The organism is Pyxidicoccus sp. M15 (assembly GCF_056858435.1).
This window is the reverse complement of record NZ_CM166495.1, coordinates 6832279-6853723: the sequence shown is the minus strand read 5'-3', so window position 1 is coordinate 6853723 and position 21445 is coordinate 6832279. Positions and strand designations below refer to the sequence as shown.

Genomic DNA, 21445 nt, shown 5'->3' with positions numbered 1-21445 from the left:
GGACCTGCGTCTCAGAGGCGCAGGCCGCGCGGTGGCGGCTCGGCGGGGTCGCGAGCGAATTCGGCGAGCACGATGGCGAGACGCCACGGCCCTTCCGGTGCGGCGGAGTAGCCGAGCACGGCGTGGGGCAACTCGCCGGAGAGGCGGCAGGCGCGGCCCGGACGCGGCGTCACGAGGACACCCTGGTGGCGCTCGACGGTCTCTCGCGCACCGTCGCGTGACACGGGGCCGGCGTCATCGAAGGCTCCGCGCGGAAACACGGCCAGCTCGCCCCCACGCGCGTCGGCGGGAAAGTCCAGGTACACCATGGTCGTCCAACGCGGCGGGGCGGAGCCGAAGCCGTCACCCAGCCAGCGACGGTCGACATGGGGACGGAGCAGGAAGCGGTCCGGCTCGGTGGGCGGAGTCTCATTGACGGCGAGCACGTAGATGGAGTCCGCGTCGCTGGCGAAGCGGGTGAACAGTCCGGCCAGCTCGGGCAGCTCGGCCCGGAGCCATGCGTTGCCGTCCGCGCCTCCGCTCAGCTCCAGCAGCAGGCCTCGGGTCCTCGGGTCGCTCTGCGGTACGGGGTGCGCGCCCAGCCGGGGCCGCAGCGCCCGCGCGAGCGCGGCCGGTTCGGCGACTGCACCGTCATCGACAGCCATCGGGAGCATGGTGCGCGGGTCGGGGATTCGGAGAGACTAACAGCATGCGGGCATGGACGGCGCAGTGGCTGCTCGGGCAGCTCGGAGCGGAGCTGGGCGGGCGCGATGGGGTGGACCTCGAGTTCTCGCTCCGCCTGATGCAGGGCCGGGTCGATTCGGAGGGCCGCTTCTGTTGCTGGTTGTCGGGAAGCGACACGCTGGCGTTCGAGCCCATGGCGCGCGTGCTGGAGCGCCTGGAGGCTCCCGAGCCCGTCCGCGCCGCTCAGCGCGAGGCCGTGCTTCCAGTCCGCCAGGGACTCGCGGTGGGGTTCACCGACGGCGTGCCCGAGCTCCGGTTGTACCTGCACGGCCGCGACCCGGCGACCCTGGCTGACGACTACCGGGCCTGGCGCTGGCGGCCGGGGGGGGAGGCCCGACGCTCGCGCTACTTCTTCCACTACCTGCCGGAGACGCCCTCGGGGCTGCGCCCGTCCTCGCTGGTCCCCGACGCGCTTCGCCCGGCCTTCGAGCGGCTGCTGCAGGACGAGCGGCTCCAGCAGGCTTCTGGCTTCTGGCTGCGCGAGGGGAGCGACGGCGCGGTGGAGCAGGTCGACCTCGCGTTCCCCTGGTGCCCCGACGCGGGCGCACTGGAGGGGCTGCTCGAGCTGGCCGGGGTGCTCGGAGTCCCGGCGCGGGAGGACTCGCGGTGGCACGCGCTGCCCATTCGTCATGTCGCGGTGCGGGTGGGGGAGGGGGCTCCTCAGGTGACGCTGTATGCCGCGGCGTCGCTGGAGGGCGCGTGGCCCGGGAGCGAGGCCGAGCTCCAGGCCCGTGTCCGCCAGGGTGCCCTCGCGTACCACCGCGACGTCGAGGCGTCGGTGTTCCGACGGCTGCCTCCGCCGTCTCGCGTCGGCGCGGAGCGCATCGACCTCGATGCGTTCTATGGCGGCGACCTGAAGACCTGGCGGACCGTGCTCGGGCCGGAGATGCACTACCACGCCGGACTGTTCGACTCGCCCGGGCTCGAGGTGAGCGACGCGGCGATGGACGAAGCGCTGCGCCGTGCGGTGGTCGAGCTGTACCCGTTCATCCCGGCGGGCGGGCGCATCTATGACGTCGGGTGTGGCTGGGGCGGGCCGCTGGCGATGTGGATTCGCGAGCTCAGGTGCCGGAGTCTCGGCCTCACCATCAGCCGGACCCAGTTCCAGTACACGGCCGGACGGGGGCTGCCGGTCCGCTGGGGCGATGCCGAGCGGACCCTGCCGCCCGGCCACTTCGACTGCGCCATCCTCCTCGAGTCCCTGAGCCACATCCGGGACAAGGACCGGCTGCTGCGCGTCCTCCGGGTGTTCGCGGACCGCCTCGTGATGCGCGTCAACTGTCAGGACGGCTCACCGCCGGGCTCGGCGTTCGGCGGCACGATGCACATGGTCAGCTCGGGGCGGCTGCGTGAGTTGCTGGAGGGCGCTGGCTGGCGAATCCGGCACTGGCGCGACCGCCGCCGCGAGGCCGTGCCCTCCGTGGCCGTGTGGCACCGGCGCCTCCAGTCCGTGCCGGTTGGCGCGGATCCACATCTGGAGACACTCCGGGAGTGGTGCGAGCGCGTGATGACCGCCCCCGAAGCGTGGGCGGAGCACAACCCGCTCATCGAAGTCGTTGCCGATTGAAAGTCTGGCCGCTCCCTGCTTGTGGTGATAATGAGAAGCAGTATCATCTTCAAGTGCTTCAGGGTTCCCACAGCACACAGGAGCAGGTCGTGGCAGAGCGAGTCTTCCGTCGAGGTCCCTTCCCGGTGAAGTTCCGGCTCCTCCAGGTCCGCCGGGTCACCCGGGTCACTCCGCACATGGTGCGAGTCACGCTGGGCGGGGAGGACCTCGTGGGCTTCCACAGCGACAGCGCCGACGACCATGTGAAGCTGCTCATCCCCAATCCGGGAGAGCTCAAGCCCGCCATGCCGACCATGGGCCCGCACGGCGTCGTCTTCGCGGAGGGCGTCAAGCGGCCCGCGACGCGCGACTACACGCCCCGGCGGCATGACCCCGTCGCAGGTGAGCTGGACCTCGACTTCGTGCTGCACGGCTCCGGGCCCGGCTCCACCTGGGCCTCCCAGGCGAAGGAGGGAGACTTCATCGGTGTCGCGGGCCCCCGGGGCTCGCTCATGGTCGCCGACGACTTCGACTGGTACCTGTTCGCGGGAGACCCGAGCGGGCTGCCGTCCATCAGCCGCAGGCTGGAGGAGCTCCCCGCCAGCGCCCGAGCCATCGTCTTCCTCGAGGTGGGCGATGCCTCCGAGGAGATTCCGCTCAACACCCGCGCCCGGATGGAGCTGACCTGGCTGCACCGCAACGGCGCGGCGCCCGGGACCACCCACCTCCTGGAGCAGGCCATCCGCGAGCTGCCGCTCCCTCCGGGGGACGGCTTCGTCTGGGCGGCGGGCGAGGCCCTCTCGATGCGGAACATCCGGGAGTTCCTGGTCAACGAGCGCGGCCTGAACAAGAGCTGGGTGCGCGTGATTGGCTACTGGAAGCGCGGCACCGCCGACCACGAAGAGCCCCACGACTGAACGACGGCCGGGGGCGCGATGCCCCCGGCCACCGTGTCATCCCGCTCAGGCCGCGCTGGCGGCCGAGGCGGGCGCGAGCAGGGACTGCATCACCTCTGCCGCCATCTCAATCGTGTACTCGACCTGCTCGGCCGTGTGCGCCGCGCAGAGGAAGTTGACGTCACGGCGCAGCAGCACGCCCCGGCGGGCCATGCCGGCCTGGAAGGGCTGCATCTGCTTCGCGTGCTCCTGGGGGTTCTTGTCGAAGAGGAAGAGCGGAATCGCGTCGTAGCCCACCACCCGCAGCGGCGAGCCGAGCTTCTCCGCCCGCTCGTTGATGCCGGTGCGCAGCCGCCGGCCCAGGGTGGCGATGTGCTCGACGTAGTTGCTCTCGCGGTAGCCCTTGAGCACGGACTCACACACCACCAGCGACAGCAGCTCGCCGCCGAACGTGGTGGACACCTGCAAATCGCCCAGCTTGCTCAGGTGCCGCTCCGGACCGGCAATCGCCGACAGGGGCATGCCCGCCGCGATGCTCTTCGACAGGCACACGAAGTCCGCCTGCACTCCGAAGAACTCCTGGGCGCCTCCTCGCGCGAGGCGGAACCCGGTGACCACCTCGTCCAGCACCAGCAGCACGCCATGGGTGGTGCAGGCGGCGCGCACGGCCTGGAGGAACTCCCGGCTCAGCACGCGGTTGTAGGGCACCGACAGGAGCACCAGCGCGAGCTGCTTCGCGTTCTGCTCGATGCTGGCCAGCAGGGCCGCCTCGTCCGGAGGGGTGAAGAGCGGCATCCGCAGGGTGAGCCCGGCCAGCGCGGCGGGCACTCCCGGTGTGTCGAACATGAAGTGGTCGTGCCAGCCGTTGTAGCCCACCGTGATGATGCGCTCCTTGCCGGTGATGTAGCGCGCCAGCCGCACCGCGGCGGACGTCGCATCCGCGCCCGTCTTGAAGAAGCGCACCTGCTCCGCGCCGGGAATCATGTCCACCAGCACCTGCGCGGCGCTGACCTCCACCGGCGTGGGCAGCGAGTGGAGGATGCCTTCCTCCAGGTGCTTGCGGATGGGCTCCACCACGTGCGGATGGTTGTGGCCCAGCATGTTGGCCCCCAGGCCGGTGATGAAGTCGATGAACTGCTGACCATCGACGTCCTCCACCAGCGCGCCCTGGCCCTTCGTCACGAAGACGGGGAAGGCGCCGGGGGCGAACATCTCGGGCCGCTTCATCAGCGACTGGGTGAGGCCGGGCACCAGCCGCTTCGCCTCGGCCAGCAGGCGATGGGAGCCCTCGAGCTTGAGGTCTCCGATGATGGGGCGGGGGAGTGATGGATGGTTTCTCGTGGCGGGGTCCATGAGTCTTCCTTTGTGGGTAGGGCTGCGAGGCACGAACAGGAAAAGAGTCGCCGTTCAGGTCGCCGCGGCGGTCGCGGGCACGGCGCTACGTCCAAACGTCCAGAGGATGCACAACGAGAAGGCCGTCACTCCCACCGCCATCCAGCCGACCTGGCCAAAGCCCACCAACGCGCCCTGGGGCCCGGTCGCAATCCACAGTCCGCTCGCCCAGGCGGAGAGCCCGGACGCGGCGTCGCCCGCGGCCATGTTGACCGCGAGGTAGCGGCCGCGCAGCGCGGGCGGGACTCGCGCGGTGACCAGGGCGATGGTGGGGATGGCCCGGCTGGAGGTCATCGCCATGAACAGGACGAACACGCCCATCACCACCGGAAGCGGCGAGGGCGCCAGGTGGGTGAACACCAAGTGGGGCACCACCGTCGCCACCAGCAGCGCTCCGAGAACGCGCGCGGGGCCATGGCTGTCCGAGAGCTGCCCCACCAGGCGCGCGCTGAGCAGCGTCCCCGCGCCTCCGGCCAGGTACACCCAGGACAGGTCCTCCAGGCGCAGTCCCAGGTTGCCGACCATGTACGCGCCCAGGTACGGAATCAGTAGGAAGCTGGAGAACACCACGCAGAAGGTGAGCAGCCAGCCCAGGGCGAGCCCGGGTGCCGCGAGGGGCGCCAGTGGATTGCGGCGCACGCCCACCTCCTGTCCGGCGAGGTGCTGGCGCACCGGAGGCAGGCGCCACAGCAGGCACAGCCACACGCAGGCCGCGAGCGCGCCGATACACCAGAACGGCCCGCGCCAGCCCAGCTGGCTGGCGATGCCCAGGCCCAGCGGCACGCCCGCCACCGCGGACAGGCCGAGCGAAGCCATCACCGTGCCGATGGCCCGTCCCCGGCGCTCCGCCGGCACCAGGTCACCGATGATGGCCATGACGCCGGCGCCCATCAGTCCCGCGCAGGCGCCCGCGAGCATCCTCGCCACCAACAGCTCCGTGGGGCTTCGCGCCGCGCCACAGGCCAGCGTCGCGGCGATGAAGGCGCCGTAGAGCGTGAGCAGCGCCCGCTTCCGGTCGAAGCGGTCCAGCCAGAACAGGCCCGACACCCCCATCACCGCCGACGCCAGGGTGTAGGCGGAGACCAGCGCCCCGAACCGGGCGGTGGAGATGTCGAACACCCGCATGAGCTCGGGCCCCAGGGGCATCACGAGCATGAAGTCCATGAGGTGGGTGAACTGCACGGCGGCCAGCAGCCAGAGCAGCTGACGTTCCTGCCTCGGCGTGATGGGAGCACTCACGGGAAGTTCCTGACGGGACGGTGATGAATGGGCGACGGTAGATTCATGGAAGGAGGCGAGACCGCGGGCCTAGCGCCGGGTGAAGCGCACCCGGATGGGGGGCGAGGTGGACAGGTACCGCTGCCCGTTCCGGTCGATGGCGGCCTCGAAGCGCGCGCGCCTCGCACAGGCGAGCGCCGCCTGTCCGAAGCCATGGCCCGGGTCGGACAGCAGCTCGGCCGACGTCACGCCACCCTCGGCGGTGACGACGACTCGCAGCACCACCGTCTGCTCGTCGAGGCGAAGTGCATCCGCCTCCCTCGGCCAGGGACAGCTCCAGTTGCGCGCCGGAAGCCGGACGGGACGGGCCGCGCTGCCTCCAAGGCCATTGCCCTCGGCACGCGTCCCTCCTCCAGGCGCAACCGCCGTGGTGGAGCGACCCGAGGACGCCGTGACGCCACCGGCGTAGCGCGGAGCCTGACCGCTCGCGATGTCGAAGCCCGTGAAGTCGAGGGGGGCCTGCGCCTCCTTCGCGGCCACCACCTCGCCGGCCTGCGCGGGCTCGGAGGGGGGGGAGGGCGGGGCCTCCTTCGCCGCGGGCCGGATGGGCTTCACGCGATTCGAAGGTGCCTCCGCGCGGGCGGGCGGCGGGGGCTCCGCCGGTGGGGGCGGCGCGGGGGGAGGGGGCAGCTCCACCACGTGGTCGATGCGAAGCGCGGGCTCGGGCGCGGCCGCCGGAGGCGTACGCGGGGCTCCATTCCGCCATGCGTGCCACGCCAGTGCCCCGGCCGCTCCATGTAGGGACACCGTCGCGAGCACGGCCCACACGAGCCCCTTGGACCGCTTTGGCCCCTCGGGTCCGAGGATGAGCGCGGCGATGCTCTCCGTGCCAGCCTCGCGCTGGCTCGGGGACTCAGGGGATTTCACGCCGGGCTCCCGTGGGCGTGGCGCTGTCGGGCTCGGGGCGCACGGTGCCGAAGGCCACCCGGGTGAGCCCCGCCTCCTTCAGTCCGTCGAGCACCGCGATGACGCGGCGGTGGGGCACGGCGCCATCCGCCTGGATGACGGCGCGAAGCTCGGCGTCCCTCGCCAGCGCCTCGCGCGCCCGGGCCTTCAGGGCCTCCACGTCCGTGGCCGCGCCATCCAGCAGGAGCGCTCCATCGGCGGTGATGGAGACGGCGAAGATGGTCTGCACGTCCTCGCTCTTCGAGGCCTGGGGCAGGTCCAATGGGACGGCGGGGCTGTCGACGAGCCGCGCGGTCACCATGAAGATGATGAGCAGCACCAGCATGATGTCGACGAGCGGCGTGACGTTGATGCCTTCAATCAACCCACCGCGGGGCTGTGTTCCGCCGGCCATGGCTAGCGCGCTCCCTGCGTGGGGCCGGCGGCGCTCCGCTCGCGCGCGGACAGGTAGGCCAGCACGAGGTTGGAGAGGGCCTCGGTGTCCGACAGAATCTGCGCGATGCGCCGCTGGAAGTAGTTGTACGCGGCGACCGCGGGCAGGGCGACGCCGATGCCGATGGCGGTGGCCACCAGCGCCTCGGCGATGCTGCCCATCACCGCGTTCGACGCGACCTGGCTCGCGCGGCCGCCTCCCACCGCGCCCGAGCTCCGGCTGAGCTCCTCGAAGGCCAGGAGCACGCCGATGACCGTGCCGAACAGCCCGATGAAGGGCGCGTTGTTTCCCAGCGTGCCGAGGAAGGCCAGGCGGTTCTCCAGCGTGGAGCGCTCGAGGGCGAGCGCGCCCTGCATGCTCTTCTCCGCCGCGGTCATCCCCTGGGGCGCGAGCCGCAGCCCCGCGCGCGCTACCATGGCGCCCACGGAGGTGCGCTTCTCCAGTTGCGCCAGCGCCCTTGCGAAGTCGCCGGTGGAGAGCGTCGCCTCCAGCGACAGGGACAGCTCGCGGATGACGTCCTGCTTGCTGCGGAAGACGAGCCAGCGCTCGACGATGATGCCGAGGCTCACCAGCGAGAGGGCGAACAGGAGCCACAGCACCCAGTTGGCTCCCCACTGCACGAATACATTCTTGATGACATCCACGATGGGCATCGCCGTGTTCCTCTCAAGGGTGCTCGGGCTCTACGCGGGCCGTGGTGCTGGCGGGCGACATGGCACCCGCCAGGGAGCGCGGCTCGTGCCTTCTCTAGCGGAGCTGGAGGAAGGAGAAGACGAGGCCCTGCGTGCTCATGGCCACCGTGCCGTTCTGGCTCGACAGGTCCCGCAGGTTCGTCTGGCTCGAGCTGTTGGTGAACTCGGTGAACACGGTCCGGTTGTCCGCGACGTTGAAGACGAAGGAGCTACCGGTGCTGGGCGGAAGTCCCGCCACCTTCGTGGCGACCAGCGTGTCGAACTTGAGCTGCCACCACGTCCAGGCCTGGGCGCTCGCCACCACGCGGGGGGCGGTGCCCGGGGCGACGGGGTAGACAGTCTCGTCGAGGACGCGCAGGTACGCCGTCCCCGAGGGGCCGGGGAGCAGCGAGCCGGTGGCCGCGCCGCCCGTGAACGAGCTCAGCTCCCGGTAGAAGGTGCCGTCGAAGGCCTGCGTCGCCGGGTCGAACTTCAGCAGGCAGGGCGCGGGCGTCTCGCCGCCAACGACGCGGTACACCGCCGTGCCAAAGGCCTCGGTCGCCACATACACCTTGCCGTCCGGAGCGAGGACGCCATCGCGCACGTAGCCGCAGCGGTCGTCGGTCACCAGCTTCACCGCGTCCGTCTTCGTGTCGACCACGATGATGCCGGCCTTCTTGACGAGGCTGGTGGGGCCCGTGCGCCAGCCCACGGGCATGAGGACCAGGTCCCCGCTGCGCACCGGGTGCGTTGCGAAGGTCGTCGTCGCGCCCTCGATGGTCAGGCCCCCGACGGCCACCGCATTGGTCACCGTCATGTCGGAGGGGTTCCAGACGATGACCTGCGAGGTGCGTCCGTCGAAGTAGTAGGCCTTGGTGCTGGAGACGAACTGGAACTGGTTCTGGTACTCGCCAATGGAGCCGACGCCCTTGCCCGCGAAGCTCACGGTGGCCTTCTGATCCAGGCCCCCATTGCTGTTCAGGTCATAGCGGGTGACGTTGGCGCCCTCGCTGCTGCTGACGTACAGCGAGCCCGACTTCGCAATCCCGGAGCCGAGCGCGCGGCCGGGAATCTCGATGGCCTTCTCCAGCGACAGCGGCGCGGTGTGGTCCACCTTGTCGGTGACGACGACGTAGCTCTGCGACTCGTTGTTGGCGGAGACCTGGGCGACGACGGCGTACAGCGGAGTCGCCTCCGGCGTCTCGTCCGGCGGGTCGACCGGGTCCTTGTCGTCGCCACACGCGGTGAGCAGGGAGAGGGCGAGGGCTGCCGCCGTCAGGCGGGCGATGCGGAAGGGCGAGGCGGGCTTCATTCGGAATGTTCCTTTTTCCAGGTGGGCAACTGCGTGGGGGTGATGAGAAGGCTCAGAGCTCCGCGACCAGCTTGGCGGCGACGGTGCGTCCGGGACGCTGCACGCCCAGGAAGTCGAAGGCGGTGGCGTCGGTGAGGTTCTGCACGTCCACCGTCCAGCTCAGCGTGGCGCGCGAGGTGCGGGTGACGTAGGTGAGCGCGAGGGAGTGCAGGAGCTGGGCGTCGATGGACTGCTTCGAGCCGCCCTGGCCCAGCCGCTCCCACGAGCGGAAGAAGGAGTGGATGTAGCGCGTGTGCCAGCTCAGCGAGAGCTCGTCGCGAGGGCTGGCCACCTCCGTCCACTGGAAGCGCGCGCTGCCATTGGCGAGCAGGTGCGGGCGGTTGGGAAGGCGCTGGCCCTCGAACTCCGCGAAGGGGCCCTCGGTGGAGATGTTGCGGAAGTCCTGGAAGGTGGCGTTGCCGTCGAGCGAGAGCCTCTGTCCCGGCGAAGTCCAGCCGGCCGCACCGGAGACGCCCAGGCTGCGGGCCTCGATGACGTTCTGATACGTGAAGTAGCCCTCACGGCCCACCGGCTGGATGAAGTCGTCCACCAGGCGCGCGAAGCCGAGCACGTTGCCGCGGAATGCACCGGCCGCCGTCTCCGGAAGGAGGGCCGCCAGCTCCACGTTGAGGTTGTGGCTGCGCTCGGGCCTGAGGAGGAGGTTGTCTCCGTAGAGGATGCCGTCGCCGAAGAGCTCGTCGGGGCGGGGCAGGCGCGTGGCCCACTCGTAGGAGGCCTTCGCGGTGAGCACGTCGGAGACGCGGAACCGGAGGCTGTCTCCCAGGCCCAGGTGGTGGAGGTCCTGGTCGGCGGGCACGAAGACGTCGCCAGGCAGCAGCAGGTCGGCGCGCGAGCGCTGGAGGTAGTCCTTGAGGAACGCGATGTTCTCCAGGCGTCCTTCGAGCGCGTCGTGCTCGTATTCGAGCCCTGTGACGAACGAGAGGACGCTGCGAGCTCCGGTGAGCGGATCGACCTCCCCGCGCGCCCGCAGGGCCCGGTCCTCGCCGGAGCGGCCCACGAGCGTGGGGGCGACTGCGAGGCGGAACGCGTGGTTGGCCGCGGGCGTCCAGCCAACGTTGAGGCGCGCGAAGCCGGTGTGCTGCCGCACGTTGCGCTCGACGGCGCGGGACTCGATTTCCCCCGGCTGGGGGAGCTGCTGGACGCAGCGTCCGAACCAGTCGTACGCGCAGGTTCCAAGGTCCGTGAACTGGCTGTGGCGGAAGACGTAGCCGCCCACCGCGTCGGTGGTGAGCCCCCGGCCATGGACCTGCTCGTAGCGCAGCGTGGCGCCCGCGGAGTTGCTTCCGGAGTCCACGTCCCCGTACGGCGTGTCCATGGTGACGCCGTGCTGCAGCTCCTTGGCCGTCGTGCTGGCGAAGGCGCGCAGCAGCAGGCGCCGGGCCCACGGGCGGTCCGCGAAGCCGGCCTCCACGGAGCCGCCGCCGGCCCGGTACGCATCGTGGAAGCGGGGGAGCGTCTTCGGAACGAGCCGGCCCAGCTCGTCGGGGACCTCGACGTCGACGCGGTAGTCGTTGGGCGTGGAGTCGTAGAAGCCCGTGGCGCGGACGAACAGCCCGCTCGGCGCGTGCAGGTGCGAGCCGCTGAGCGTCAGCCGGTGGGTGTCGAACGAGCCCAGCTCGTAGGAGGCCGACGCCCGGGTGCCGCCGAGCCTCTCATTGGTGACGAACTGGACCGCCCCGCCCAGCGCGTCCGCTCCGAAGCGGACCGGGACGACGCCCTGGTAGACCTCCATGCGCTGGACGAAGTTGACCGGGACGTTGGCGAACTCCGGGCCATAGCCGGCCAGCTCCAGCGGGACACCATCGATGAAGAAGCGGATCTGCTCGTCGGTGAAGCCCGCCAGCGAGAAGCGCGCGCGGCTTCCGAGCCCGCCCACGCGGCGCACTCCGATGCCCTCCGTGCGCGCGAGCACCTGGCCCAGGTCCGCGGCCTCGCGCTGCACCTGCCCCATCTCGATGACCCGCACGGACTCGGCGGAGTTGCGCAGGCGCTGCGCCTCGGATTCGCCTTCGACGGTGACTTCGATGGGTTCGACGGCCGCCGCGTCGGGAGCGGGCCCTGGCGTGGCGGGAGGCGCGGGGGCGGAGTCAACGACTGGCGCGGGCGCTGGCTCCCCGGGGACACCGGGCTCGTGCGGCGCCGGGGCCCACTCGACCGGCGCGCTGGGGGCGTCCGCCGGAGGAAGGCGGAACTCGTAGCTGTAGGCGATGCGCGAGGGCATGGGCACGCCGTTGCGCTTCGCGGGCTCGAAGCGGAAGCGGAGCGCCGCGTCCCGGGCCGCCTCGTCGAAGCCATGTCCGGCGGGCTCCAGCACTTCCGCCTCGGTGACGGTGCCCTGCGCGTCGAGCGTGAGCCGGAGGAGCACCGTGGCCTCCATGCGCGCCTGTTCCGCCTGCGCGGGGTAGGGCGCCTCGCTGAACTCCAGGAGCCTGGGGGCCTCGATGGCGGGGGCGGCCGTCGCGGGCACTTCGGCCTGCGGCACGCCCGCGAGGACCGGCCCCGCGACGAGCAGTCCTCCCAGCACCAGGGGGTACGCAAGCCCGCGCCACGGCAACCGGGCCCTCGCTCCCGTCACCGCTTTGATTATGAAAATGGCTATCATTCTCAATTTTTGTGTATGTGGCGCGACTCGGGAGCTCAAGCGGCGCGAGCGTGGTGGGTCCGGGGGGCCTGGAGGGCCTCGGCCACCATGAAGCCGAGCTGGAGGGCCTGGGCGGCGTTGAGCCTCGGGTCGCAATGGGTGTGGTAGCGGCTGGAGAGGTCGTCCTCCGTCACTGGCAGCGAGCCGCCGAGGCACTCGGTGACGTGCTGTCCGGTCATCTCCAGGTGCAGGCCGCCCGGGTGCACGCCCTCGGCGGCGGCGACCTCGAGGAAGGAGTGCACCTCCGAGAGGATGCGGTCGAAGGAGCGCGTCTTGTAGCCGTTGCTGGCCTTGTGCGTGTTGCCGTGCATCGGGTCGATGGACCAGATGACGGGGCGGCCGGCGCGGCGGGTGGCGGCCATCAGCCGGGGCAGGCACTCGGCGACCTTGTCCGCGCCGAAGCGGCCGATGAGCGTGAGGCGTCCGGGGACGCCGTCGGGGTCGAGGACGTCCATCATCCGCAGCAGGTCGTCCGGCTCCATCGTCGGGCCGCACTTGAGGCCGATGGGGTTCTGGATGCCGCGCATGAACTCCACGTGGCCGCCGTCGAGCTGGCGGGTGCGCTCGCCAATCCACAGCATGTGCGCGGACGTGTCGAACCACTCACCGGAGCCGGGCTCGGCGCGGGTCAGCGCCTCCTCGTAGTTGAGGAGCAGGGCCTCGTGGCTGGTGAAGAAGTCCACCGGGCCCGACCCGTGCGGGTGCGGCTCGGGGTTCGCGTTGAGCGCGCTCATGAAGCACAGGGACTCGAAGATCTTGTCCGCCAGCCCCCGGTAGCGGTCGCCCTGGGGGCTGTTGGCGACGAAGTCGAGCGTCCACCGGTGCAGGTTGCACAGGTCCGTGTAGCCGCCCTGGGCGAAGGCGCGCACGAGGTTCAGCGTCGCGGAGGACTGGTGGTACGCCATGACGAGGCGCCGGGGGTCCGGCATCCGCTCGCGGGCGTCGAAGTCCATGCCGTTGATGATGTCGCCGCGGTAGCTGGGCAGGGTGACGCCGTCCCGAGACTCCACGGGGCTGGAGCGCGGCTTGGCGAACTGCCCGGCGATGCGGCCCACCTTCACCACCGGCCGGCCTCCCGCGAAGGTGAGCACCACCGCCATCTGGAGGATGAGGCGGAAGGTGTCGCGGATGTTGTCGGTGGTGAATTCCTTGAAGCTCTCCGCGCAGTCTCCCCCTTGCAGCAGGAAGGCCTTGCCCTCCGCGACGCGGGCCAGCTGGGTGGTGAGGCGGCGCGTGTCCGCCGCGAAGACGAGCGGCGGCAGGTGTGCGAGCTGCTCCTCGACGCGGGCGAGCGCGCGCAGGTCCGGGTAGTCATCCGGCATGCACGTCACGGGCTTGCTCCGCCAGGAACGCGGTGTCCAATCTCGGGTCATCACGGGAGGGCCGTTTCGGGTGAGGGCGGCGGAGGCAGGAGTCCCTGCGCGACGCAGAATTCGAGGTAGCGGTACAGAAGGGCGCGGTCCGCGGGAGGGCAGGTGATGCCGGTGCCGGCCAGCCCCTGGAGCACGCGCTCGCAGCGGATGGGGCCGAGACCGAAGGCGGGCTCGGAGGAGCCGGAGCGCAGGTCGAAGAACGCCAGCGTGGCGCCATGTTCCGTGCTTCCGGACCGCTCCGCGACGCGTGCGCGCCACGCGCCGACGGGGAGCATCTCCACCGGGTAGCCGAAGTCGCGGACCCATTGGAACAGCTCTCCCAGCCGCACCTCCGCCGTGGGCGTGAGGTTGAACACCTCGCTGGAGCGGGCCACGCCCGACAGGTGCACGAGCGCGCGCGCGACGTAGTCCACCGGCGTCCAGGTCTCGCCCACGTCCAACAGGGGCAGCGCACCGGCGGGGATGCCGGCCAGGAGGATGCGCCAGACGAGGTCCTGCGGATTCACCATGCCGCTGTCCGGCGCGCCCACGACGCGGCCCAGCCGGTAGACGGCCACGGGCAGGCCGCGGGCTCCCGCCTGCTGGACCAGCCTCTCCGCGACCCACTTGCTCTGCTGGTAGCCGTCGCGCAGGCCGGCGTGCGAGGGCACGAACTCCTCGGGGACTTCGGGAAGGAGCTTCACGGAAGGTGCCACGGCGAGCGTGGACACGTAGTGGAAGGGCTTGGGCCGCACGGCGGCGGCGAGGCGGAGCAGCTCGCGCGTGCCCCGCACGTTGACGGCCTGGAGGCTGCCGTACTCACGCACGACGCTGACGACGGCGGCGTTGTGGAGGATGGCGTCGCACTCGGAGGCCAGGGCGTGGAAGCGCGCCTCGCCGAGCCCCAGCCATGGCTGGGTCAGGTCGGCCGGCAGCGCCAGCACGCGCTCGGTGAGGCCCGCCGTGGGAAGCCGCTGGGCCGTGAGGGCCTCGCGAAGCCGCTCCATCGCCTGTGCCTCGTCGCGCGCTCGCACCAGGCAGACCACCCGGGCGTCCGTCCGCCGCAGGAACTGCCCGAGCAGGTGGGCGCCGACGAAGCCCGTGGCCCCGGTCAGGACCACCTGTCGCAGCCGCGTCGGCGCCGCCGCGCGGGGAGCGAGCACGGGGACGACGTCCTCCGGCAGCTCCGCGTCCGCGAGCATCGCGGGAGTCAGTCCTCCCGCGTCGGAGGCCGCGTCGGCACCGTGCTCCAGGGCGCGTGCCAGTCCCTCGGCGGTGGGGTGGCGGAACACCGTGGCCACGGGCACTTCACGGCCCAGCTCGACGCTGAGCCGGTTGGCCACCTGGATGCTCTGGAGCGACTGGCCGCCCAGGTCGAAGAAGTCGTCCCTCGCGGACACACCGCTCACGCCGAGGACTTCCGTCCAGACTCGCAGCACCAGGTGCTCCAGTCCGGTGGCCGCCGCGGAAGAGGCGGGCGGCTCCTCGGTGATGGACACGCGGCGAAGCTCCGCGCGGTCAATCTTCCCCGTGCTCGTCCTGGGCAGTCGCTCCAGCTGCACGAAGGCGCCGGGCACCATGGGCGCGGGCAGCGCGGCCTGCACGTGCTGGCGCAGCTCCGACGTGGAGGGCGCGGGTGCTTCGGTGACGAGGAAGGCGCACAGCCGCCGCGAGCCCGAGGGCAGCGCCTGTCCGATGACGGCGGCCTCTCGCACGCGGGGGTGGCTGAGGAGGGCGCTCTCGACCTCGGCCGGGTCGATGCGGTGCCCGCTGATCTTGAGCTCGTCGTCCACGCGACCGACGAACACCAGGTGGCCGTCTTCCCGGAGCCGGACCCTGTCTCCGGTGCGATAGGCGCGGGGCCTGTCGGGCAGGGCGTCGAGCACGGTGAAGCGCGCGGCGGTCAGCTCCGCCCGCCCCAGGTAGCCTCGGGCCAGACCGCCGCCGAGCAGGTACAGCTCGCCCTCATCGCCCGGAGCGACGGGCAGGCCTCGTGCGTCGAGGAGCACCGCCCGCACGCCCGGAAGGGGACGGCCGATGGGGACCTCGTCGCTGGTGGAGCCCACCGCGTCCGCGCCGCTGAGCGTGGCGACGGTGGCCACCACCGTCGCTTCCGTGGGGCCGTAGGTGTTGAGCAGCTGCACCTGGGGGCCCACGGTGGCGCGCCAGCGCGCGACGCGCTCGGGCAGCGCCGCCTCGCCTCCGATGATGACGGTGCGCAGCGAGGAGGGCAGGCGGGCCGAGCCCGTCGACACGCTGTAGGCCAGCTCGTGCCAGAAGGCGGTGGGCAGGTCGAGCACGGTGATGCCGTGCTCGGCGCATGCGTCGAGCAGCCGTGGCACCGACTGGAGCATCTCCTCCGTGCGCAGCACCAGCCTGGCGCCGTTGCACAGGGTGAGGAAGAGCTCCTCGATGCTGGCGTCGAAGTGCAGCGGAGCGAACTGCAGCACGCGGTCATCGGAGCGCAGCCCGTAGCGGTGCGTTGCGCCCGCCACGAAGTGCGCCAGGGCGTCCCGGTCAATTTGCACGCCGTTGGGCTGGCCCGTCGAGCCGGACGTATAGATGACGTATGCCAGCCGGGCCTCCTGGGCCCTCGCGCTCGAAGCGGGAGCGTTTGCCCTCCGCGTCACGGTCAGGTTCCCCGGAGCCCACGGACCGGCGCCGGGCACCAGGTCGTGATTCGCGGTGACCATCAGCTCGGGCGCCGCGTCGGCGAGGATGGCGGCGGTCCGCGAAGGTGGGCCGAAGGGGTCCACGGGCAGGTAGCCCGCGCCTGAGAGGAGCACACCCCACGCGGCGACCACGGCATCCAGGCCGCGCGGCAGCATGACCGCCACGGGCGAATCCGGCCGCACGCCATCGGCGACGAGCCGGTCCGCCAGGACGCGCGCGGCCTGGAGCAGCTCGCGGTAGGTCATCCGGTACGGGCCGTGCTGCACGGCCACCGCCTCGGGCTGATCGAGGGCGTGCTGCGTCAACAGCTCCACCACCGGGCGCGGCGGACCTTGGAGGGGCCCTCCGTCGAGCACGGTGGTGGTTGAAGATGTCCGCGCCTCCGAGCCGCCGCTCCGCGTGGCGGCCCTCGCGCCCACGGGCTGCTCGGGCTCGGCGGTCAGCGACTCCAGGAGCTGGAGGAAGGACCGCTGGTGGGCCCGCAGCTCATTGGGGCGGTAGCAGGCGGGGTTGGCGTCGAAGTCCACGCGCATGCCGCTGCCGTCGGAGCGGGCGTACATGCCAATGGACAGGTCCTCGACAGGGCCCGCGGAGAGGTTGTGCGCGACGGCCGGCATCCCCGCGAAGCGCAGCGCGTAGTCGAACGGCATGAGGTTGACCACCGGGCCGAACAGCCGGCGCTGGCCTCCTACCCGCCGCAAATCACGGCGGAGCTGCTCGTAGCGGTAGCGCAGGTGCGGCCGCATGGCGCGAAGCTCCGCGGCCACGTCGCGGGCCATCGCGAACAGCCCCAACTCCGGACGCACCGTCACCCGCAGCGGGACGATGTTCATCGCCATGCACGGCACCCGCAGGGCCGCCGAGCCCAGGCGCGTCATCACCGGCAGGCCCAACACCACCTCGGAAGCATCCGTCAGCCGGTGCAGCCAGACGGCGGTGGTGGCCAGCACCAGGTCCGGCCAGCCCAGTCCCGCCTGGCGCGCGGTGGCCTGCAGGCGCTCCACTTCGCCCGCGGAGAGGTGCTGCATCTGCCGCACGAAGCTGGGGGACATGGGCGCGGGCCCGGCGATGCTGACGGGCGTGGGGCCCTTCTCGAAGCGCTCGACCCAGAAGGCGCGGTCCGCCTGCACCTGCGGTCCTGAATGATAGGCCGCGTCCTCGTCGAGGACGGGACGCAGGGGGCCGAAGCCTCCCGTCGCGGCGCGTCCGGTGACGCGCGCCGTGTAGAGGTCGGCCACCCGCCGCGCCACCAGGGAGAAGCCAAAGCCATCCAGCGCGATGTGGTGGACGCGCTGGAACCAGAAGAAGCGGTCCGGTGCGGCCTTGAACAGCGCCTCCGCGAAGAGCGGGCCCCGGGCCAGGTCCACGGTCCGGGTCAGGTCCTCCCGCATCCAGGCATGGGCCGCCGCCCACGGGTCAGTCGTCCCGCTGACGTCCACGAAGTGCAGGGGCCAGTCGGTACGGGGCTCGACGTACTGCACGGGCCCCGTGGCGCCGGACATGAAGCGCGAGTGGAGGGCCTCGGCCTCGCCAATGGCCTGGCGCAGCGCGGACTCGAAGTGCGCCACGTCGACGGCACCGCGAATCTCGATGCACTCGCCGGCGTTGTACACCGGGCTCGTGAGGTCGAACTGTTGTCCCACCCAGATTCCGTGCTGGGCCGCGGACAGCGGCCAGCCCGCGGGCTGTGAGTCGCGCATCGGTGTGGCTCCCTGCAAGCGGTCAGGACGGTTGGTGGGTGGAGGCCCGGGACAGCAGCGCGTCCCAGTCGGTGAGCGTCGGCCGCTCGGCCAGCTCGACGAAGGTGACTTCCGTGCCCGCGCTCCGCCAGCGCTCGATGAGGCTCATCAGCCGGATGGAGTCGAGCCCCCGCTCGAGCAGGTTGTCGTCATCATCCAGCTCCGTGGGAGACAGCTGCAGCACCTCGGCGACGTCCGCGCGAATCTTCCAGCGGCCCAGCGGCCGGGCCTCGTCCGCGGGGCGCGCACCCAGCGCATCGATGATTTGCTGGGTGGTGAGGGTGACGGCGCACAGCTGCGACGCGTAGCTCAGGGCGAGCTGGTGGTGGGCGAGCGAGAAGTCGCCCAGGGCATCCGCCACCAGGAAGGGCCGCACGTCGCTCATGAAGGCGTCGCTGGCCGTCTGCAGGCAGCCGATGTGGGCGTAGATGCCGCAGATGAGGAGCTGGTCCCTGCCGCGCTCGCGCATCAGGTCCATCAGCTCCGTCTTGCGGAACGCGCTGTAGCGCCACTTGGTGAGGAGGATGTCGCCTTCGCCCGGCGCCAGCGCGTCGATGATCTTCCGCTGCTCCGGGTTCGTGGTGACGCCCGGCCCCCAGAAGTCCTGCAGCAGCCCGCGCTGCTCGGGCGTCTGCCCGCCTGGCTGGGCCGAGTACACGATGGGGATGCCGAGCGAGGCGCAGTGCTGGCGCAGCCGCTGGATGTTCGCCACCAGCTCCGACACCGGGGACTGGCCGGCGGTGAAGGCGTCGACGAAGTAGCGCTGCATGTCGTGAATCAGCAGCGCGGTGCGCCGGGGCTCGAGCGTCCAGGAGACCTTGTTCCTGGGCAGGTCGGCCGTGGCCGGCATGGGGTAGGGGGCGATGGCGGGGAGCGCCATGGGGAGGTCCTTTCAGCGCGGGGAGGGGGAAGCGGCGTTTGCAGCGGCGGAGCGGGTGAGTGCCTCACGCAGCGACTTCTTGCTGACCTTGCCGATGCCGGTCTGCGGGAAGGCTTCGATGAACTCGACCCGGTCGGGAATCTTGAAGGCGGCCAGTCCCCGCTCGCGCAGGAACGCGGTGAGCACCGTCGCGGCTGGAGGCGCGCCACGCGCAATCACGAACGCGCAGGTGCGCTCGCCCAGGAAGGCATCGGGAATGGCGACCACGGCGGCGTCGTAGACGGCGGGGTGGGCCAGCAGGTGGTTCTCCACCTCCTCGGCCGCGACCTTCTCGCCGCCGCGGTTGATCTGGTCCTTCACGCGGCCGTCCACCACGAGGTAGCCCTCCGGTGTCAGCCGGACCAGGTCTCCGGTGCGGTAGAAGCCGTCGGACGTGAAGGCCCGGGCGTTGTGCACCTCCGCCTTGTAGTAGCCGCGGATGGTGTACGGGCCCCGCGTGAGCAGCTGCCCGAGCTCACCCGGCGCCACGTCGCGGTCGTCCTCGTCGACGACGCGCAGCTCGTCGTCCGGGGAGATGGGCCGCCCCTGGGTGGTGACGATGAGCTCCTCGGGGTCGTCCAGGCGGGTGTAGTTGACCAAGCCCTCCGCCATGCCGAAGACCTGCTGCAGCGTGCAGCCCAGCGCGGGCCGCACGCGCCGCGCAGCCTCGTTGCTCAGCCGGGCACCGCCCACCTGGAGCACGCGCAGGCTGGACAGGTCATGCCGGCGGGCCTTCGCGGCCTCCATCCAGATCATCGCCAGCGGCGGCACCAGCGCGGTGATGGTGACGCGCTCGCGCTCGATGAGCGGGAAGGCCACGTCGGGGCTGGGGTGCAGCGCCATGACGACGGTGCCACCCGCGTGGAGGACGCCGAGCACGCCCGGCGAGCTGAGCGGGAAGTTGTGCGAGGCGGGCAGCGCGCACAGGTAGACGGTGGACGCGTCCAGCCCGCAGATGTCCGCGCTCGCGCGCACGCTGTAGAGGTAGTCGTCGTGCGTGCGGGGGATGAGCTTGGGGACGCCGGTGCTGCCCCCCGAGAGCTGGAAGAAGGCCACGTCGCCGGCCTGGGGCTCGGGCAGCGCGACGGGGGACGCGGGCAGGCTGCTCAGCGCGGTGAAGGGCCCCGCCTCTCCGGCGACGATGACGTGCCGCAGGGTCGGCACCTTCTCGCGCACCTGGGCCGCCAGGGGGCGGTAGTCGAACCCGCCGTGCCGGTCGGGGATGACGTAGGCGACCGCCTCGGTGTGCTCGCAGAAGTAGCCAATCTCCGAGCCCCGGTGGGCCGGGAGCGCGAACACCGGCAGCGCGCCGATGCGGAACAGCGCGAAGCACACCTCGAAGAAGGCGGCGATGTTGGGCAGCTGCACCACCACGCGGTCTCTCGGCTGGAGGCCCAGGGCGAGGAACCCCGCGGCGAGCCGGTCGACGCGCTCGTCGAGCTCCCGGTAGCTCCAGCGCTCCGCTCCTGCGACGACGGCCGTGCGCTCGCCGTGGCGCAGCGCACGCTCGCGCAAGAGCTGGCCCAGGGTCTCCCCGCGCCAGTAGCCGGCCTCCCGGTAGCGGGTGGCGAAGGCCTCTGGCCACGTGGGGCAGCCCGGCAGGGGCTGGGCGGGGGACGTCATGGCTGGACCTCGGCGCCCTGGCCCAGGCCCATCGCCTGGAGCATGGTCCGGAACTTCGCCTCGGTCTCCGCCAGCTCGGACTCGGGCCGGGAGCCGGCGACGATGCCCGCGCCCGCGAAGAGCCGCAGCGTGCGCGAGTCGGCCTCCGCGCAGCGGATGGTCACCGCCCACTGGCCGTCACCGCTCGCGTCACACCAGCCGACGGCGCCCGTGTAGTAGCCGCGCTCGAACGGCTCGATGGAGTCGATGGCCTCGTGCGCCAGCCGCGTCGGGTAGCCGCACACCGCCGGCGTCGGGTGCAACGCCGCGGCCAGCGTCAGCGAGGAGATGGACGGGTCGGCCAGCTCACCGACGATGCGCGTCGACAGGTGCCACATCGTCGCGGTGCTGACGAGCGAGGGCCCCGCCGGCACGTCCAGCGTCTTGCAGTAGGGGCGCAGCGCCTCCGCGACGGCGTCGATGACCACCGCGTGCTCGTGCAAATCCTTGGGGGAGGTCAGCAGCGCCTGGGCCCGCGCATGGTCCTCCACCGGGTCCGGGCTGCGCGCGGCCGAGCCCGCCAGCGGATTGGCGAGCACCTGGAACCCCGAGCGCGACACGAGCAGCTCCGGGCTCGCGCCAATCAGTGTGCGCGCGCCCGTGGCGCCGTCCGCCTCGGGCGGCAGGTCCACCGCGAACGTGTAGCCAGTGGGGTTGCGCCAGGCCAGGTTGCGCAGCAGTTGCCCCAGGTTGATGGGCGCGGCCGCGTGCAGGTGCAGCGAGCGCGACAGCACCACCTTCCGCAAGGGCCCGCTCTGCATCAGCGTCAGGGCCCGCTCCACGCCGTGGAGGTAGGCGGCGGGCTCCGGCACCGGCTGCACCGTGTAGCTCGCGCCGAGCGGGCGATGCACGGACGTCGCCGCGTCGAACACCAGCGGCCCCGCGCGCTGGATGGTCATCGGCACCACCAGCTGCGCGGGGACGGTGCCGTCGAAGGGCACCGCGCCCACCACCACCGGGATGTCGTGGTCGGCCTGCCGGGCGGCGTCGAGCACGCTCCTCACGCTTGCCGGAAGGCGCTCCAGCGCGTCCTCGCCGCGCGTGTGCGGAACGGTGGCGAACGTGCCGCGGGCCAGCAGCGTCCGCCGGGGGCTCGCGAAGAAGAAGGATGACCCCGCCGCGTAGCTCTCCAGGAGCTGCGCGGGGAGGCTCTCCGTGGCGTTCTCGACAATGGATGTAGGAATCATTCTCAACTCCAGGAGGGAGGAGTGCCGGCTTCAGGTGCGAGGGGAGGGGAAGGAA

General features: G+C 71.6%; 15 protein-coding genes. 2 read left to right on the top strand and 13 right to left on the bottom strand.

The features are described from left to right. Positions 1–11: 11 nt before the first annotated feature. Complete coding sequence (locus ACX9TP_RS25285) at positions 12–644, bottom strand: hypothetical protein (RefSeq protein WP_482973174.1); 633 nt, start codon at positions 642–644, stop codon at positions 12–14. 44 nt (positions 645–688) lie between these two features. Between ACX9TP_RS25285 and ACX9TP_RS25280 the strand changes: the two genes are divergently transcribed. Both ACX9TP_RS25280 and ACX9TP_RS25275 read left to right on the top strand, forming a co-directional pair. After that, positions 689–2290: an SAM-dependent methyltransferase gene (locus ACX9TP_RS25280; RefSeq protein ID WP_482973173.1), complete on the top strand. Its 1602-nt coding sequence runs from the start codon at positions 689–691 to the stop codon at positions 2288–2290. Positions 2291–2379: 89 nt separating this feature from the next. Continuing rightward, on the top strand, positions 2380–3186 hold the full coding sequence (locus ACX9TP_RS25275; RefSeq protein ID WP_482973172.1) for a siderophore-interacting protein: 807 nt from the start codon (positions 2380–2382) through the stop codon (positions 3184–3186). A gap of 45 nt (positions 3187–3231) precedes the next feature. Here the strand turns inward: ACX9TP_RS25275 and mxcL are convergent, their stop codons facing one another. From mxcL to dhbC, 12 genes are all read right to left on the bottom strand, one after another. After that, entirely contained in the window at positions 3232–4518 is a 1287-nt protein-coding gene (gene mxcL, locus ACX9TP_RS25270; RefSeq protein WP_482973171.1) for a myxochelin B biosynthesis transaminase MxcL, read from the bottom strand. A 54-nt stretch (positions 4519–4572) separates the two neighbouring features. Beyond that, on the bottom strand, positions 4573–5796 hold the full coding sequence (gene mxcK / locus ACX9TP_RS25265; protein WP_482973170.1) for a myxochelin export MFS transporter MxcK: 1224 nt from the start codon (positions 5794–5796) through the stop codon (positions 4573–4575). Between the two features lie 69 nt (positions 5797–5865). Continuing rightward, the gene (locus ACX9TP_RS25260; protein ID WP_482973169.1) at positions 5866–6702 is read right to left on the bottom strand and encodes a TonB family protein; all 837 of its coding nucleotides are present in this window, start codon (positions 6700–6702) and stop codon (positions 5866–5868) included. Further along, the gene (locus ACX9TP_RS25255) at positions 6689–7135 is read right to left on the bottom strand and encodes an ExbD/TolR family protein (protein WP_482973168.1); all 447 of its coding nucleotides are present in this window, start codon (positions 7133–7135) and stop codon (positions 6689–6691) included. The genes ACX9TP_RS25260 and ACX9TP_RS25255 overlap by 14 nt, the downstream gene beginning before the upstream one ends. A 2-nt stretch (positions 7136–7137) precedes the next feature. Continuing rightward, positions 7138–7827 carry a MotA/TolQ/ExbB proton channel family protein gene (locus ACX9TP_RS25250; RefSeq protein ID WP_482973167.1) on the bottom strand — a complete coding sequence of 230 codons (690 nt, stop codon included), beginning with the start codon at positions 7825–7827 and terminating at the stop codon, positions 7138–7140. A 94-nt stretch (positions 7828–7921) separates the two neighbouring features. Next, on the bottom strand, positions 7922–9157 hold the full coding sequence (locus ACX9TP_RS25245) for a hypothetical protein (RefSeq protein ID WP_482973166.1): 1236 nt from the start codon (positions 9155–9157) through the stop codon (positions 7922–7924). Positions 9158–9209: 52 nt separating this feature from the next. Beyond that, entirely contained in the window at positions 9210–11792 is a 2583-nt protein-coding gene (mxcH, locus tag ACX9TP_RS25240; protein ID WP_482973165.1) for a TonB-dependent siderophore myxochelin receptor MxcH, read from the bottom strand. A gap of 62 nt (positions 11793–11854) precedes the next feature. Continuing rightward, the gene (locus tag ACX9TP_RS25235) at positions 11855–13231 is read right to left on the bottom strand and encodes a class II 3-deoxy-7-phosphoheptulonate synthase (RefSeq protein WP_482982222.1); all 1377 of its coding nucleotides are present in this window, start codon (positions 13229–13231) and stop codon (positions 11855–11857) included. Continuing rightward, positions 13231–17583 carry a myxochelin non-ribosomal peptide synthetase MxcG gene (mxcG, locus tag ACX9TP_RS25230; protein WP_482973164.1) on the bottom strand — a complete coding sequence of 1451 codons (4353 nt, stop codon included), beginning with the start codon at positions 17581–17583 and terminating at the stop codon, positions 13231–13233. The genes ACX9TP_RS25235 and mxcG overlap by 1 nt, the downstream gene beginning before the upstream one ends. 22 nt (positions 17584–17605) lie before the next feature. Then, positions 17606–18502: an isochorismatase family protein gene (locus tag ACX9TP_RS25225; protein WP_482973163.1), complete on the bottom strand. Its 897-nt coding sequence runs from the start codon at positions 18500–18502 to the stop codon at positions 17606–17608. A 12-nt stretch (positions 18503–18514) separates the two neighbouring features. Next, positions 18515–20164: a (2,3-dihydroxybenzoyl)adenylate synthase gene (locus ACX9TP_RS25220; protein WP_482973162.1), complete on the bottom strand. Its 1650-nt coding sequence runs from the start codon at positions 20162–20164 to the stop codon at positions 18515–18517. Next, the gene (dhbC, locus tag ACX9TP_RS25215; RefSeq protein ID WP_482973161.1) at positions 20161–21390 is read right to left on the bottom strand and encodes an isochorismate synthase DhbC; all 1230 of its coding nucleotides are present in this window, start codon (positions 21388–21390) and stop codon (positions 20161–20163) included. The genes ACX9TP_RS25220 and dhbC overlap by 4 nt, the downstream gene beginning before the upstream one ends. Between the last annotated feature and the right edge of the window lie 55 nt (positions 21391–21445).

Bases quoted from the DNA above. Each gene is read 5' to 3' on its own strand.
- ACX9TP_RS25285 (WP_482973174.1), bottom strand. From the start codon at position 644: ATGGCTGTCGATGACGGTGCAGTCGCCGAACCGGCCGCGCTCGCGCGG.
- ACX9TP_RS25280 (WP_482973173.1), top strand. From the start codon at position 689: ATGCGGGCATGGACGGCGCAGTGGCTGCTCGGGCAGCTCGGAGCGGAG.
- mxcL (WP_482973171.1), bottom strand. From the start codon at position 4,518: ATGGACCCCGCCACGAGAAACCATCCATCACTCCCCCGCCCCATCATC.
- ACX9TP_RS25255 (WP_482973168.1), bottom strand. From the start codon at position 7,135: ATGGCCGGCGGAACACAGCCCCGCGGTGGGTTGATTGAAGGCATCAAC.
- ACX9TP_RS25250 (WP_482973167.1), bottom strand. From the start codon at position 7,827: ATGCCCATCGTGGATGTCATCAAGAATGTATTCGTGCAGTGGGGAGCC.
- ACX9TP_RS25245 (WP_482973166.1), bottom strand. From the start codon at position 9,157: ATGAAGCCCGCCTCGCCCTTCCGCATCGCCCGCCTGACGGCGGCAGCC.
- ACX9TP_RS25235 (WP_482982222.1), bottom strand. From the start codon at position 13,231: ATGACCCGAGATTGGACACCGCGTTCCTGGCGGAGCAAGCCCGTGACG.
- mxcG (WP_482973164.1), bottom strand. From the start codon at position 17,583: ATGCGCGACTCACAGCCCGCGGGCTGGCCGCTGTCCGCGGCCCAGCAC.
- ACX9TP_RS25225 (WP_482973163.1), bottom strand. From the start codon at position 18,502: ATGGCGCTCCCCGCCATCGCCCCCTACCCCATGCCGGCCACGGCCGAC.
- ACX9TP_RS25220 (WP_482973162.1), bottom strand. From the start codon at position 20,164: ATGACGTCCCCCGCCCAGCCCCTGCCGGGCTGCCCCACGTGGCCAGAG.
- dhbC (WP_482973161.1), bottom strand. From the start codon at position 21,390: ATGATTCCTACATCCATTGTCGAGAACGCCACGGAGAGCCTCCCCGCG.